This window comes from Alteromonas sp. ABH4_453 (genome assembly GCF_056160665.1).
Window position 1 is genome coordinate 1 of the sequence record NZ_JBSWXP010000007.1, and the last position, 15,468, is coordinate 15,468.

A 15,468-nucleotide genomic window follows, 5' to 3' on the forward strand; every position below is an offset into this window, starting at 1 on the left:
ATTCCGAACTCAGAAGTGAAACGTATTAGCGCCGATGGTAGTGTGGGGTTTCCCCATGTGAGAGTAGGACACTGCCAGGTCCCATTAAGAAAAACCCGCCTAACGGCGGGTTTTTTGCTTTATATAGAAGCTATAGCATTTTATGTATGCGAGCTAACAGAATTTAGTGAAGTTGATAAAGCATCAGCTTTACGCAGTAAACGCTACTGCAAACCAGTTTTTCCTGGCAGCCATAGCGATACGGTACCACCTGAAACCATTTCGAACTCAGAAGTGAAACGTATTAGCGCCAATGGTAGTGTGGGGTTTCCCCATGTGAGAGTAGGACACTGCCAGGTCCCAATAAAAGAAACCCGCCTAACGGCGGGTTTTTTTGCGTTTGGAAGAAAGAAAAATGATGGGGTCAAAGTCACGACACTGACCCCATTTCTTTAGAAATGGTAGGCGTATGATAAGTTAAGGAAGTCTAGTCCTGGGTTGTCGTTATTAAAGCCACCATTTGAAAAGTGCATATAACGCAAAGCAACGTGTTGTTTTTTATCAATCTCTACAAATACACCTAATCTGTCTTCAAATTGGTAGTTAGAGCCAATATCTTTACCCGCTACTTTTTGATCGCCAATGTAGCTTGCGCCAATACCTGCTTCTAAATACACAGGGTATTTGTCATAAAGCGTCGATATTTGTTTCATAAAGACAGGGGTCAAAGACACTCCATAGCTTGTACTGTGCGTGTCATTCTCGCCATATTCCCAAACAACAGCGCTCACTTCCCAGTAAAGCTTAATGTCTCCAAACCAATCTGTAGCTAATGTTTGTTCAAGCGGTCTGTATGCGAGACGCATACCGTCAATATCATCGAACCCATGCATATAGTCTACGCTGACGGTTTGCTTTGCTTGTACGCTACTAGCGGAAAAAATGACGTAAAAAGTAAGTAAAAGTAGTGATAACTGTTTCATAAATGCTCCTTGATCTGATAATCAACAAGCAAAAATTTTTCCAAATAAAAAAGGTAATTATTTCAATTAGATAAACTTTATTTAAGGTCGGGTAGCTAGTTTGCAAAAGTCTATATTACTGACTTCCTTGCAGTTTTTACAAGGGCTAGGAGCTTTGCTTCATTAATCGATCACAGTCTTTGTTTTAAGAAACTACTGTAAGAAGAGCGCAAGTAGCAGACCTTTCAAATGCACATGTGAATAGAAGTGCTGTCGTTCTTGCAATGCGACGGGTTCTTTAATTCCAAACTTCTTCAGCTTGCAACCCCTGTTCTTTTAGAAGCTGTTGAGACAATTTTTCAAAAGAAATTATTCCGTATTTTGCTTTTATACTATTAATTAACTCGGGGTTTGAGGCTATGAAATCATTTAGTTCACTGATGATGTCTTCATGGTAAAGCGTAGATAAAGAAAAAGGAATTTCGTTATGAGGAAGTGTTAAATCTAAAGTAAAGGCATCTTTTTTATAAGGCGGCTGTGAAAAGTGCTGACTAACAAAGTACTCTAAATCTAGCCCATCAACGCGCTCTTGATACAATAGGGCTAAGCCTTGTTGAATATCTGTAACCCACGTTATTTTGGTGCGCTGATTATCTATTCTATCTTGCCAGTTTACGGGTGTGAAACCTAATGGCATAGCAAGATGCTTTATCTTTTCAATACCCTTTCCAGCGTTCTGTCGTTTTACAATTGTACCTGTAATCGCATTTGTTAATGGGTATGAAAAATACTTATCGTTCGACGTGGTAATACTGTTGTACCAACCTCGATTATCTGGGTATACAAAATCTACATTGCCTTTAACTAGCTCGAGTTGAAGCCGCCTTATCGGTAAACTTAAATAGACAAACTCATGACCAGAAACTTCAGAAAACGCCTCTAAAATTGACCAAGCTACCCCTTTATCTACGGGCGAAGAAAAATCGTAGTGAGGGAAGTAGGCTAAGTTTTGTGCGCCAACTATGTATTTATCTGCGTAGGCATTAAAACTAAATGAGCAAATAATAAAAAGCGCAACCCATCGCATCATTTTGTACTCCGAAAATGACAACAATTCTCTACAGGTATAGCGGAGTTATTCGAGTGTTACTTCACGAAGAGGAAGTTATTAATCAAAAAATCGCCATTATGTATACCATAATCTATTACTTTGCCGCTGTAAAAAATTCAGTGAAAATCTCTAGAGTTCAATGTCAGCTTTTCGAGCCAAGACGTACGGTCAATAAGCTTACCTGCAATGATATGAATTACTCCCTCTTTAGAGCGTTCAATAATACCGTTAACCTGAAGAAGTTTAGCTTTTAAGAACGTTTGTTGCTGAGCTCTCGCCGTAGCTTGCCATACCACAACGTTCATATTGCCTATATCATCTTCTAAGGTCAGAAAGGTGACGCCTGCGGCAGTGCCTGGGGCCTGTCGTCCTGTGACAGCTCCAAGTACTTTAACAATAGATTTATTCTTTTTGTCTTTTAGCGAATCAGACCAGCTTATATCTTTAAGCTCATGTTGTTGCTTAAGCAGTGAAATAGGATGGTTATTTACAGACAAGCCTGTCGAGGCATAATCTTCAAGTAAGTTTTCTGCTTCAGAGGGTTTAGCGTCAAGGGTTGCGGCACTTTTATCTGCATAAAAATCATCGGTATCAAATAACGGTAAACGCGTTTGTGTATCCATAATTCGCCAGCGAGTTTCGTACCGGTTCCCTGAAATAGTGCGAAGGGCATCTGCGCTAGCCAGTGCCTCTAGTTCATTACTTTTTATCGATAGCTGCTGTAACTGTTCAACGTTGGTGTAGCCTTCATCTGAACGGTTTTGAACAATAATCTGAGACGACGCTTCACTTAAACCCTTAATAAGCTTAAGACCAAGCTGAATGTACTTTTCTTGGCCTTTTACAACCAAAGTGTGCTCTGCGTTTGACTGGTTCACGCAGGGCGCCTCTACCCGTATATGATGACGCTTAGCATCTTGAACTAACTGAGAAGGAGAATAAAACCCCATGGGCCAGCTATTTAACAGCGCCACGTAAAACTCAACGGGAAAGTAAAACTTCAGCCAGCAAGACACATAAGCTAATACCGCAAAAGATGCTGAGTGCGATTCAGGAAAGCCATACCCTGCAAAGCCTTTTATTTGCTCAAATAAGTTGTGGGCAAACGTACTGTCATAGCCTTTGTTCGTCATACCCCTAATAAGCTTATCTCTGAACTCAAAAATTCTGCCGTCCTTTTTCCAGCTCGCCATGGCGCGCCGCAGCTGGTCAGCTTCTCCGCCACTGAATCCAGCTGCAACCATGGCAAGCTGAATCACTTGCTCTTGAAAAATAGGCACGCCCATGGTGCGAGACAGAACTTTCTCCACATCTTTAGATGGGTAGCTAATGGTTTCGTTGCCGTGGCGACGTATCAAATAAGGGTGAACCATGTCGCCCTGAATAGGGCCTGGTCGCACAATGGCTATTTGTACGACCAAATCGTAATAGCGACGTGGTTTTAATCTTGGCAGCATAGACATCTGAGCCCGAGATTCTATTTGAAAAACGCCTACGGTATCGGCGCGACAGATCATATCGAATACCTGTTTGTCATCTCCGAGCTTAGTGATAAATGGAATACTGGTTTCAACAGAGTATTGTTTATTGATAAGAGAGAATGCACGACGAATAGCGCTTAGCATCCCTAGCGCTAGCACATCTACTTTCAAGAGACCTAAGGTTTCAATGTCGTCTTTATCCCATTGAATAATAGTGCGGTCTTCCATCGCGGCGTTCTCAATAGGAACGAGATCGTAGAGCGGCCCTGCGCTAATAACAAAACCGCCTACATGCTGCGATAAATGTCGGGGCGTACCCAGTAAAGCTTCGGTGAGGGTAATTAACTGCTGTACTCTAGGCTCTTCAGGGTTTAGTCCAAGCCCAGCCAGCTGAGATTTCCACGGAATAACGCTGTCTCGGCGATTGATTTGTTTAACCACAAAATCAAGCTGTGACTCGCTGAAGCCCAGCGCCTTGCCCACATCTTTAAAAGCCGATTTAAAGCGATAGCAAATAACTGTAGCCGCGATAGCGGTTCTTTCTCGGCCGTACTTTTGATAAATGTATTGGATGATCTCTTCACGACGTTGATGCTCAAAATCCACATCAATATCTGGCGGTTCGTTACGCTCTTTGGAAATAAAGCGCTCGAACAGCACACTTATTTGCCTAGGGTCCACTGCGGTTATTTCCAGACAATAGCACACCACAGAGTTGGCCGCAGAGCCGCGCCCTTGATATAAAATGCGCTGCCGCTTGGCAAACTGAACAATATCGTAAATGGTTAAAAAGAAATACTCGTACTCTTGTTCAGTAATAAGTGTTAGTTCTTTTTCTATGATCTGGCGGATCTCAGAGGTTATACCTTCTGGAAAGCGCACTTTAATACCGGCTTCTACGCGCTCCCGTAAATACGATGTAGGCGTATACCCTTCTGGCACAAGTTCAGAAGGGTAGTGATAGCGCAATTCTTCTAAAGAAAACGTGAATACCTGGGCTAGGGCATTGGTATTGGCTATCCACTTCTCAGGGTAAAGCTTCTTTACTTTTTGTATGGGGCGCAAGCTTCGTTCTGCGTTACTCAATGCTTCCCGACCTATTTTATCTACGCTGGTATGCACGTTAGTAGCATGTAATACATGTTGAAGCGGCAGTCTGTCAGCGTGATGCATGAGCACACCTGTACAGGCAATAATAGGGAAAGGGTAGGTAGACTGCAGATGGTTGTAGTGCGCAAATCTCTGATGATCCTGCCCGTCTAATAGGCGCTGAGCACCAATATAGGCATCAATGCTGGAATGCTTTTGTAGCCACTCAGCCCAATGCTTGTCGTGGGCCTCTTTTCCGTTTGGTAGCCAAATGAATTTGCAATGACGAATGGTACGCAAGTCCCACTCGGCCAGTTGATATTCACCTTTCTCAGAACGACGCCTCGCGTTAGTAATAATTCGGCATAGCTCGCTATAGGCCGCTTTGTTCGGGCACAACAGCACAAAAGATAAAGTGTCATCAAATACGAAGTAACTCCCCACAATAAGCTTAATAGGTAGGCCTTGATGTTTAATTTCATCAAAAGCCCTTACCACTCCCGCTACTGAGCACTCGTCAGTAATGGCAAGTGCGTCGTAACCAAGGAAAGAAGCGGTGGTAACAAGCTCTGCGGGGGATGAGGCACCGCAAAGAAAGCTATAATTGCTTTGGCAAAAGAGTTCGCTGTATTTCATGGTATCGCTTTTACCTCTACTTTTTCTTTAACCGCGTACGGCTAGCAAAAAAGGCCATGTACCCACCAGCGGCTCTCTTCGTCTTTGAACACTAACAGCCTTACGCATTGCTCAGTTTGTGCGATGAAATAATCACGCTTTGCTGGGCTGTCATGCCACCACTCGCTATGTAATCGCACGGGGCCAAAGCAAATTTGGGTAGCCTGAATAAGCGGTTTAGGTACATCAAAGGTGAAGGTGGGCGCAATGTCACTGCTATAAGCATAATTATCGATGCAGCTACCGGCGCTCGACTCAGTCATCGTCATATATTCAAACTGGTGGCTGTCGGCAGCGCGCGGTTGAAACGTACTGTTATCGCCTAGCTTCGCGTTTAAGCGCCCAATTAATTGCTTCTGTGCAATATCGTTAAACCTGTCGCTAAAAAAGTCGTCATTCTGCGTATCCATTTCTTCGAACTGCTGACAGGTAAGCGCAATCGCTGTGGCAGGCTCAGGTAACTCCAAATTCTCAGTTTTAAGGCTAAATAACGGTAGCCAACTCTTCACCGAAGACTGAGGCAGTGCAGAGTGAATATTAATATCCATTACAGGTGCTTCTCTAAAATGAATATGCACACTGATGCTGGATGTATATAAGTTTCTTGCCCGTAAATAGTGTGACAAATGCTCAAACTGCTGCGTGACAAAAGGCGTTAGGTGCTGCGTGTTTTCAATATCAAAAGGCAGTAAAGTAAAGTTATCAAAGTGCTCTAAAGGCCTAAATAACGTAACGCGTGGAAAAGTTTCTCCCCTTAACGCAGTAAGATACATAATAGTGTTATTGTCAAAGCGCCGCCCCAGCTCTTGTACCGGCATGGCCAGTAGTTGGTGTACGCAGGAAACGCCCACTCTTGCCAACGAGTCAATGACCTTGGGTGACAAAGCCGTAATAGAAAGCGGGCATGCACTTAGGGCTTTTTTTATATCATCGGGCGTATGTAGGTAGGTATTAAATTTATGAAGCGCTAATACTTTTGCGGCCTCAATTGTCCATGCGCTAGCAAAATGATAGCGAATATCTGCCTCTGCCAGAGCTTGAGTTAAAGTTTTCCACAGTGGCGTATGACCGCCATAGTAATGGATTAGGTTATCTAGCCTTACTGCCAGACCATTTACGCCATTCGAATGAATGTGGCTGTCTAATACGATGTCAGAAGCCAGTGGATAAAGCCGATGTGCTAACTGCGTCAGCATATGCTTTTCGGCTTCTTCACTGAATGGCAGAATATGCACGTAAGGGCATAGCGCCGCTGCTTGGGCAAGTCCATGACCAATTTCAATGCCTTCTTTTTTCGCAATATCATTACACTGGGTAATTTTGTTCGTTTTACTGCAATACACAGCAATAGGTGTATTCGACGGTAATGAGGAAGAACTTCCGTTAGCTTCGCTTCTAGGGTCGTTTCTACGATCGCTTTTTAGCGCTTGCCGGTGCGCATGATTAGTTTTAGCAGCTTTAATGTGGCTGTCCAAGGTAAGTTGGTAACAGTAAATATAAGCCCACAGCATCATTAGCTCACAGAGTGTAATGCCTGATTGGAAAGCGTGTTATGTGCCATGGCCCATTTAATGGCGTGATTGTCAGGGGTCCAATGATGAGAAATAACAATGTTATCTTTGGGCCACCCATGACGCTGTTTGCGTATATTCACCGACAAGGCGTGGGGTTTGCCAAGTAGCGCAATATCTAAAGTGATGGGCAATGAGCTGTCGTTTTGATTCGAAGGAGTGGCTTGTGAATCACTTAAGTTGGCCTTCGGAGAACCTAACTGTGATGCCTGCTGTTGCGGTGGAGTATACAGCAAGCACAGCGCGTCATTATGCGTTGCCGCTACCTGTAGGCGTCGTGCTTCTTTTTGATTTACAGCATTGCTCCACAGCACTACGCAATGGCAAGCCGTACTTTTTAAACATTGCTCTGCTGCCCACAACGACTCTTGTTCAGTGCTTGGTTTTACCACCAGCACTTGTTGCGCTTTAAGCCCTAGGTTTTCTAACCACGATGACTGTAGTAGCCCGGGAGGGTTAATAAATACTACCAGTTTGTGTGTACGGTGTTGGCATATAACCCGTTTAAAGAGTGAAAGTTCACCCACGCCGGTTAACGAAGAGATACGAACAAGGCCTGTAGATGCAACGCCACCATTAAGTGCTTTATCCAGACACGGAAAACCTAGCGAAAACTTAGCTTCACTTTGCTTCTGATCTCTGGCCCGCCAAATATGCGGATGGTTATTAAGCACAGATAACGATTTATTCATGGCACCCAAAATAAACTGTATTTTTATACAGTATTATAGGGCAGCAATAACCCTTTTCAAGACAAAAGGTTTTTTGCTTGTTGGTTTAAGGGCTAACTTACTGATTAGTTTGAAAAGGTAAAAAGATTAAACTTTTAAAAGCGTAGGGATTTGGACTAGGGTCGCTGATCTTACTACATAGCAAAGCAGGCGACCCTGTCATACAGTTAGCGCTGTATCAGCGCTAACAAGGAGAGTAGAGTAGAACGTTACTCTTCAGGTGATGGTTCTTTTGAGGCCTTTGCTGTAGTACCGCTTACAGTTGCTGTAACGGCTTGGCAAAAAGCAATAAATCCATCTGCGGTATTTTTTGCCCACACCATGCGAACGTTACTAGGTAGAGCCTTTACCACTTCACGAATTTCCTCAAGCGTTACTTCTTCATTCTGCAACGCTTTATTTAAAGACTCTTCAAGAGACATACCTTTTTCACAACAAGCCATAATAATGCTTGAAAAGTTGCGCATAAGCGAGTGCAGCGCATTGTATTGAGTTTGGTCTATAAGGCGGCTTTTATAGGCACTTTCAATACGTGCAGTAAGATTTTTCTCCAACGCATCTGTAACAAGAACGAGATTGCGATAAGCATACGTAACCTTATTGCTGGTCTGTTTGTTTGAGTGGCGCAACAGCGCCAGTTCTTTCTGTAAGTTCTGCGCTCGCAGCACAAAGTAAATTAAAAACAGGATAAGTAATCCAATAACACCAAATGCAACGATCATGTTTATTGTGCCTTTTGTTCTTCTATAAACGTGTTGATGTTTTGCTCCAAGATAAACAGTGGAACTGAGCCGTTTTCTAACACGGCACGGTGGAATTTGCGCACGTCAAAACGCTCTCCTAGCGCTTTTTCTGCTTTCTTGCGAAGGCCTTTAATTTTGATTTCTCCAATCTTGTAAGACAAGGCTTGCGCAGGCCAAGAGATATAACGATCTATTTCAGTATTAACGTTGTGTTCTGAAAGCGCGGTGTTTTCCATCATATAATCAACCGCTTGTTGACGGCTCCAGCCCATGGTGTGCATACCGGTATCAACAACCAAACGACACGCACGCCACATTTCGTAGCTTAAGCGACCGAAGTTGTCGTACGGCGTTTCATAAATACCTGCTTCAATACCTAAAAACTCAGAGTACAGACCCCAGCCTTCACCAAACGCTGAAATATAGGTGTTACGACGTACCATAGGTAAGTCTTCAAGCTCTGCTGCCAACGATATTTGAAGGTGGTGGCCAGGCACCGCTTCGTGCAAGGTTAGTGCAGGCAATGCATACAAAGGGCGTTTATCAAGGGCATAAGTGTTTACCCAGTAATATCCTGGCTGGTCATCGCGGCTAGGATGAATATAACGGCCTGTTGTATATTTGGGCGCTATAGCCTCTGGTACAGGCGCTACACCGTAGGGCGTTCTTGGCAGATACTCAAAGAGCGAAGGAAGCTTTGCGTCCATTTTCTTTGCGATAAACGACGCTTCTTTTAGTAAATCTTCAGCGCTGGTGGCATAGAATTGCGGGTCTTCGCGTAAAAACGCAATGAAGTCGTTAATGTCGCCATCAAAAGCAAGTTCATCCACAATTTGCTGCATTTGCGCGCGAATGCGTTTTACTTCAGACAAACCTAAATCATGGATTTCCTGAGGGGTCATATCCGTAGTGGTGTAATGCTTGGCTCTATTGGCGTAATACGCCACGCCGTCTGGCCAGTTATTCGCGGCTATATCTTCACGGGCATTAGGAATGTATTCCTCTACCATGAAGTCGTAGAACATTTGATACGCAGGCAACACACTGCTGTTTATGGCAGCTTTGCCTTGCTCCATTAATGGTGATTTCTGTTCGGCAGTAAAGTACTCAGGAAAACGGGTAAACGGAGAATAAAAACCACTGTCTTCAGCCTTTTCAACAACGTAAGACGCCACTGAGTTCTCAAACCCTTTCAGCACGACTTTAGGTTGCGTGTAGCCTTCTTTTAGCGCTTGTTTCATGTACGCAATTTGTTGGTCAAAATAAGGTTTCAGCGCGTTTAGGCGGCTTATGTAGGCTTGATAATCTTCAACGCGCTTAAACGTAGATAAGTTAGGAAGCGAGGCCATGGCACCATGAAAACCATACTCTGAATTGATAGGCACTAGGTGAGCGCGATACATATACTCGTCCACATAGTTAGCTAAACGATATTGTTGCATCAGCAAGGCAATATAAGCGTCAGTAGAGATATTTTCTTTTTTATATTGGCTTAAGGCTTTTTGAAACGCGCGCCATTGTTCATTTTGTGCTTTCAGAGCTTTGGGAGAATTATCTGGTAATACGTGAGCGAGTGAAGTATCGCCTTCGCGAGAAGCTAGAAGCGGGGAAACCGAAAGCTCATACTGCCAAATGTCATCAAGTAGTTGGTACAAGCTTTCATCGTCAAGGTCCTTTGCAGATGAACTAACGCTGCAAATAAATAGTAATGCAGCTAACAGATAGCGATACATAAGGGTCTCCGGTAACCTTTACCGGAATGATCCGGCGGTTACTCTTTCGTTGGTGTATATATTGGACTAGGGAAAGCCGTTACTTTATCAGATTTATTTTCTAATTTAGTAATTTTGGCTGTTCCTTTTTTATTTACGGCGTCAATGCGTAAAACGTTGTGCATAGGAATATACGTTTTTGTTACTTCAGAAAATTCGGCTTTTAACCTTTCATGGCTAGGATCGACAACAACGCTCGTATGGGTATCCCATACAAAGTCGCCTATCTCGATAAAGCCAAATAAAGCACCTTGTATAAGGGTTTTTACATATAGCTCGTAGCGTTCTCCATTGCTGATGAACTGAACGCGGTAAAGAATATCGTCTTTCGACATGGGTGCTGCTCTTCACTAAAAATATAGATACTCCCGGAAATTGCTCCGGCGTTTGGCCCACAATTTTACCTTGCTCCTAAAATGCGAGCAACGGTAGGAAACACATGGTAAACGTAAGCAGTTTAATGGTATTCCCCCTATTAACTGCGTTACCATGATGCACACTTAGTTATATGGTGAAATTAGAATGATAAAAAAACTCCTGATAGGTAGTGCAATGACAGCAATGAGCTTTGCTACTACTGCACATAACCACGCATCGACAGACAATGCTTTTAACCCTGATACACAGCGAATTAAATCACATCTGTTTTTCTTAGCAGACGATTTACTTGAAGGTCGTGATACTGGCTCTCGCGGTCATGAAATTGCGGCGCTTTATATTGCTACCGAATTTGCCAAATATGGTTTGAAGCCGGCAGGTACAGACGGCTACGTACAAAACGTATCGTTTCGTAAAGCCAATCTGGTTCAAGAGTCTCCTAAGTTTACCTTCACCCAAAACGGCGAGACCATTGATTTTGATTACCCAAAAGAGTACTTAGCTAGCCCAAGTTTGCTCAGCACAGAGGGCAATGTAAAAGGCGAAATGGTCTTTGTCGGCTACGGTATTGTAGCTGACGAGCTATCTCACAACGATTACAAAGACCTAGATGTGGAAGGTAAGATTGTTGTGGCCCTTGCTGGTAAGCCAAGCGACTTTCCATCAGAAGAGGGCGCTCACTTTGCATCTGGCTATCAAAAGCAAAAGTATGCGGTAGACAATGGTGCTATTGGCATGATCACTATCACAACACCTAAAAATGAAAAAGTGCGTCCTTATCAAAGCCGCTTGAACTACATCCATACACCGCGTATGGCTTGGTTAGACGACAAAGGTCAGCCTGCAAATAGCTTTTCTCAACTTAAAGGCGGCGCTTATATGAGTGAAGGTGCTGCGCGCAAGTTATTTGAAGGCGCAGAAAAGAGCCTTGATGACGTTTATGCAGTTCTTGAAGCTGACAAAGTACCGCAAGGCTTTGCATTAAACGGTGTGGTAGATATTAGCAAGAAGAGTGTTCACGACACTATTACAAGCCCGAATGTTGTGGGTATATTAGAAGGTTCAGACCCTGAGCTTAAAAACGAATACGTAGTTTTCTCTGCTCACTCTGATCACATTGGTTTTGCCAAAACAGTGAAGAAAGACAACATTAACAATGGTGCAATGGACAATGCATCGGGTACGTCTGTAATGTTAGAAACTGCACGCTTGTTTAGCGAAATGAAAGAAAAGCCAAAGCGCTCAATTCTGTTCGTGTCGGTAACCGGTGAAGAGAAAGGCCTGCTAGGGGCAGACTATTTTGCTCGTAACCCGACCGTACCTGTTACATCAATGGTGGCGAACGTAAACCTAGATATGCCAATTCTAACCTACGAGTTTGCAGACGTTATTGCCTTTGGTGCGAACCACAGTGATTTACAAGAATCAGTGGAAAAAGCGGCTGCTAACGCCGATATCGAGCTAAGCCCGGATCCATGGCCTGAGCAGGCACTTTTCACTCGCTCAGACCACTATGCGTTTGTAAAACAAGGTGTACCTTCAGTATTTATGGTGCCGGGTCTTAAATCTAAAGATCCTAACGTAGATGGCAGCAAGGTATTTGGCCAGTTCTTATCTACGCACTATCACAAGCCTAGCGATGATATTAATCAGCCATTTAACTGGAATGCGGCGGAGACGTTCACCAAAGTTAACGCGCAAATTGGTTGGACGTTAGCAAATCAAAAGAATAAGCCTAAGTGGAACGATCGCGACTTCTTTGGTAACACGTTTAGCAAGTAACATATATTTGCTCGACACTAAAAAGCAGCATTTTTATGCTGCTTTTGCCCCTCAAGCAGATATTACAATTGTAGCAAGCTCGCCTATGCGTTGGCGATGACTGACCTATTGCAGGCATTAACCTTTCAAGGCCTGACAGAAAGTGCTATTTTTTCGCGTTAAAGTTGGCTTCAGTCAGAATATAAATTGAGGTAACTTTCCTTATCGGCTAGCACTTTTTAAAGATCACCTAATGAATAACGCGCATGAAAAATTAAGGATTAAATCATGAAGATTACGCTTTCTGTGATTGTGATCACAAAGAATGAAGAAGATCGAATATCACGTTGCTTAAGCTCAGTAACAAACATTGCCGATGAAATAATTGTCTTTGATAGCGGTAGTACCGACAAGACCGTTGAGATAGCTAAAAAATTTACTGATAAAGTGTATGTTACTGATTGGCAAGGCTATGGAATCCAAAAGCAAAGAGCGCTGGATAAGGCAGCGTGCGACTGGGTTTTATCGATCGATGCAGATGAGGAAGTAGATTCAAAACTTGCTCAAGAAATAACAAGTCTTTTAAATCAAGATTTTATTGAGCACAATGCTTATAAAATGAGATGGAAAAACATCATCTTCGGTAAACCCACTCGGTTTGGTAGAACTGCGAGAGCGTGTACTCGGTTGTTCAAAAGACAGGGTTCCAGATTTGATGAGGCTATTGTTCATGAAAAAGTAATTTTCGAAGGTGAGACTGGCATAATTAAAAAAGGCTTTTTAAATCACTACTCTATTCGAAATTTTGAGCATCTTCTTTATAAAAACAGACTCTACGCAGTATTGATGGCTGAAAAGAAATTCGCCAAAGGCAAAAAGAGTCATGGAATATTGCTGGCGGTTCTTAGAGGGCTAATCAATTTCATACAAATATATGTATTCAGGCTTGGCTTTTTAGATGGTAGCAGAGGGCTTTTGTACGCAGTAATTTATGCTCAGTATACTTTTAATAAGTATGCAGGCTTGTGGTCTCTCGAGCAGCAAAGTAAACAGTAGCTAATAGAATTAACTACGGTAGATGTTAAAACACTTATCAAAAGATGACTGCAACAAGAAAAGGCGCTCACATGCGCCTTACAAGTTAGTATCTATGACTTGCTTTACACAAACATCTGTTTAAACGCGGCCCATTGTTCATTGAATTGCTCGGTGGGTTTGCGAGTAAAGCCGCTGCGAATAAAGCCGTTAATACGTCCGTCGGTATAACAAATCATCATATTGGCAATAATCGCTTCATCGGCAGAAAGGGTTTTTCCTTCACGCAGCTTGCGTTCTCTTAGTACTTGCTTAAGCTGGGTTTCTAAACGCTCAAAAAGCTTGGCGATACGTGCACGTAGTCGGTCTTGCTCACCCATTAACGCGTCGCCGTTTAAAATACGGGTAATGCCTGGGTTCTTCTCTGCAAAGCCTAAAATAAGGTGAAGAATTAGCTGACAGCGCGTGAGCGAGTCTTTTTCTTCATTAACAATTTTGTTGATACGCGTAAAAAGCGTTTCTTCAATAAATTCGATAAGCCCTTCAAACATTCGCGCTTTACTGGGAAAATGACGATACAGTGCTGCTTCAGACACACCGACTTTTTCCGCTAACTTAGCAGTAGTGATACGTTGACCTGGGCTGGTTTCTAACATTCCAGCAAGTGCTTGCAGAATTTGGGCTCTGCGATTTGTTTTTTTGACAGCAGGCATGACGAAAGTGGTTCCTCCGCTACCGAGTTATAGCAACCCGGGCTCCATGTTAAGTTGGCTTACGCCAAAGCGTTTATATTTATCGTTTTTATTATCGACACTTAATAAGTATCTGTTAGTTTTTGTTGTTTAAAGCGCAACGTTCCGCAATGAGCACGAGCAGCTGCTCGGCTAGTGCATTTTTGCTGGTGGCAGGCAATCGTTTATCGCCGTCTTGCCATATTACATGCAGCGCGTTTTTATCGCTATTAAACCCCAGACCTTCAGCCGTTATATCATTTGCCGCAATCATATCTAGCTTCTTTTTAGCAAGTTTGCCGCGGGCATAATCTTCCACATTTTGGCTTTCAGCTGCGAAGCCTACGCAAAATGGACGGTCTTGTCTGTTAGATACAGTTGCTAGAATATCAGGGTTTTTAACAAAAGTAAGTGTTAACTCATCACCTGTTTTCTTTATCTTATTGTCAGCCACCGTGCAGGCCTTGTAGTCGGCTACCGCTGCGGTGCTAATAAAAATATCTGTAGAAGGGACAAGTTTTTCACAAGCGTTGAGCATTTCATCTGCGGTGGTAACATCAATACGATTACAATGCGTAGGCGTAGAAAGCGCTACCGGACCTGCAACTAGCGTTACTTTCGCGCCCGCTTGAGCCGCGGCTTGCGCAATAGCAAACCCCATCTTCCCAGAGCTGTGATTAGAGATATAGCGTACTGGGTCTAACGGCTCTCTGGTTGGCCCTGCGGTAATCGTTATTTGCTTTCCCGCTAGGTTTGTTAATGCTAATGCCAGCCCTGAAGTCTTATCTTCATTTTCATTTAATACATTGGCAATATCTACAGGTTCAACCATGCGGCCTGAGCCTACATCACCACAAGCTTGCTCACCACTTGCTGGGCCAATAAAGGTTACACCGTCTTCTTGAAGTGTAGCAATATTGCGCTGTGTCGCTGACGCCTTCCACATCTGCTGGTTCATTGCTGGGGCAATAAAACGTTTAGCGGTTGTGGCTAAATAAAGCGTTGTCAGTAAATCATCTGCCATGCCGTGAGCAAGTTTAGCGAGTGTATTTGCTGTAGCAGGAGCAATAAGTAGGATGTCGGCCCATTTTGCTAATTCAATATGCCCCATCGCGGCTTCTGCAGCTGAGTCTAGAAGGTGCTGATGCACCGGATTTCCTGACACAGCTTGTAGCGATAAAGTGCTCACAAACTCTGCGGCAGAGTCGGTGACAACAACACGTACGTTTGCACCTAATGCGGTGAGCTTTCGCACTAAATCTGGGGCTTTATATGCCGCAATACCACCCGTTACGCCCAACAAAATGTTTTTATTAGCAATAGACATAAAAGAACACGAAATCTAAATATTAATATTAGCCTACCATGGTGACAAAAAATCGGGTAGCTGAACAAAAGTCGATCTTGGCGTTTTGATACTGTTTGTCTTATATCTGCTCAACTTCAAAA

12 protein-coding genes and 2 rRNA genes are annotated in these 15,468 nt (G+C 43.3%); 4 read left to right on the top strand and 10 right to left on the bottom strand.

Going from position 1 to position 15,468, the window contains the following annotated elements; translation table 11 throughout:
* Positions 1-80: ribosomal RNA gene (gene rrf / locus ACXAGV_RS14430) — 5S ribosomal RNA — on the top strand; the annotation flags it as partial.
* A gap of 142 nt (positions 81-222) precedes the next feature.
* Positions 223-338, top strand: a 5S ribosomal RNA gene (rrf, locus tag ACXAGV_RS14435).
* Positions 339-431: 93 nt separating this feature from the next.
* Here the strand turns inward: rrf (ACXAGV_RS14435) and ACXAGV_RS14440 are convergent.
* The 8 genes from ACXAGV_RS14440 to ACXAGV_RS14475 form a co-directional block, all read right to left on the bottom strand.
* Positions 432-962: an acyloxyacyl hydrolase gene (locus ACXAGV_RS14440; RefSeq protein ID WP_474873858.1), complete on the bottom strand. Its 531-nt coding sequence runs from the start codon at positions 960-962 to the stop codon at positions 432-434.
* Positions 963-1,239: 277 nt separating this feature from the next.
* Entirely contained in the window at positions 1,240-2,031 is a 792-nt protein-coding gene (locus ACXAGV_RS14445) for a hypothetical protein (protein ID WP_474873859.1), read from the bottom strand.
* Between the two features lie 137 nt (positions 2,032-2,168).
* The gene (locus ACXAGV_RS14450) at positions 2,169-5,258 is read right to left on the bottom strand and encodes an error-prone DNA polymerase (protein WP_474873860.1); all 3,090 of its coding nucleotides are present in this window, start codon (positions 5,256-5,258) and stop codon (positions 2,169-2,171) included.
* A gap of 41 nt (positions 5,259-5,299) precedes the next feature.
* Positions 5,300-6,811 carry a Y-family DNA polymerase gene (locus ACXAGV_RS14455; RefSeq protein ID WP_474873861.1) on the bottom strand — a complete coding sequence of 504 codons (1,512 nt, stop codon included), beginning with the start codon at positions 6,809-6,811 and terminating at the stop codon, positions 5,300-5,302.
* Positions 6,811-7,560 carry a recombinase RecA gene (locus ACXAGV_RS14460; protein WP_474873862.1) on the bottom strand — a complete coding sequence of 250 codons (750 nt, stop codon included), beginning with the start codon at positions 7,558-7,560 and terminating at the stop codon, positions 6,811-6,813. Before ACXAGV_RS14460 ends, ACXAGV_RS14455 begins: the two co-directional genes overlap by 1 nt.
* 248 nt (positions 7,561-7,808) lie before the next feature.
* Positions 7,809-8,321, bottom strand: coding sequence for a hypothetical protein (locus ACXAGV_RS14465; protein WP_474873863.1), 513 nt, complete (start codon positions 8,319-8,321; stop codon positions 7,809-7,811).
* 2 nt (positions 8,322-8,323) lie between these two features.
* Positions 8,324-10,075, bottom strand: a complete 1,752-nt coding sequence (locus tag ACXAGV_RS14470; RefSeq protein WP_474873864.1) for a DUF885 domain-containing protein — start codon at positions 10,073-10,075, stop codon at positions 8,324-8,326.
* Positions 10,076-10,113: 38 nt separating this feature from the next.
* Positions 10,114-10,449 (bottom strand): DUF1820 family protein, encoded by a 336-nt coding sequence (locus ACXAGV_RS14475; protein WP_474873865.1) that lies wholly within the window; start codon positions 10,447-10,449, stop codon positions 10,114-10,116.
* Between the two features lie 187 nt (positions 10,450-10,636).
* On the opposite strand from ACXAGV_RS14475, the gene ACXAGV_RS14480 reads away from it, so the two are divergent.
* Both ACXAGV_RS14480 and ACXAGV_RS14485 read left to right on the top strand, forming a co-directional pair.
* On the top strand, positions 10,637-12,274 hold the full coding sequence (locus ACXAGV_RS14480) for a M28 family metallopeptidase (protein WP_474873866.1): 1,638 nt from the start codon (positions 10,637-10,639) through the stop codon (positions 12,272-12,274).
* A 267-nt stretch (positions 12,275-12,541) separates the two neighbouring features.
* Complete coding sequence (locus ACXAGV_RS14485) at positions 12,542-13,309, top strand: glycosyltransferase family 2 protein (RefSeq protein WP_474873867.1); 768 nt, start codon at positions 12,542-12,544, stop codon at positions 13,307-13,309.
* Positions 13,310-13,413: 104 nt separating this feature from the next.
* Here the strand turns inward: ACXAGV_RS14485 and slmA are convergent, their stop codons facing one another.
* On the bottom strand, positions 13,414-14,001 hold the full coding sequence (slmA, locus tag ACXAGV_RS14490; RefSeq protein WP_012516568.1) for a nucleoid occlusion factor SlmA: 588 nt from the start codon (positions 13,999-14,001) through the stop codon (positions 13,414-13,416).
* A gap of 115 nt (positions 14,002-14,116) precedes the next feature.
* Positions 14,117-15,346, bottom strand: coding sequence for a bifunctional phosphopantothenoylcysteine decarboxylase/phosphopantothenate--cysteine ligase CoaBC (coaBC, locus tag ACXAGV_RS14495; protein WP_474873868.1), 1,230 nt, complete (start codon positions 15,344-15,346; stop codon positions 14,117-14,119).
* Positions 15,347-15,468: the final 122 nt, after the last annotated feature.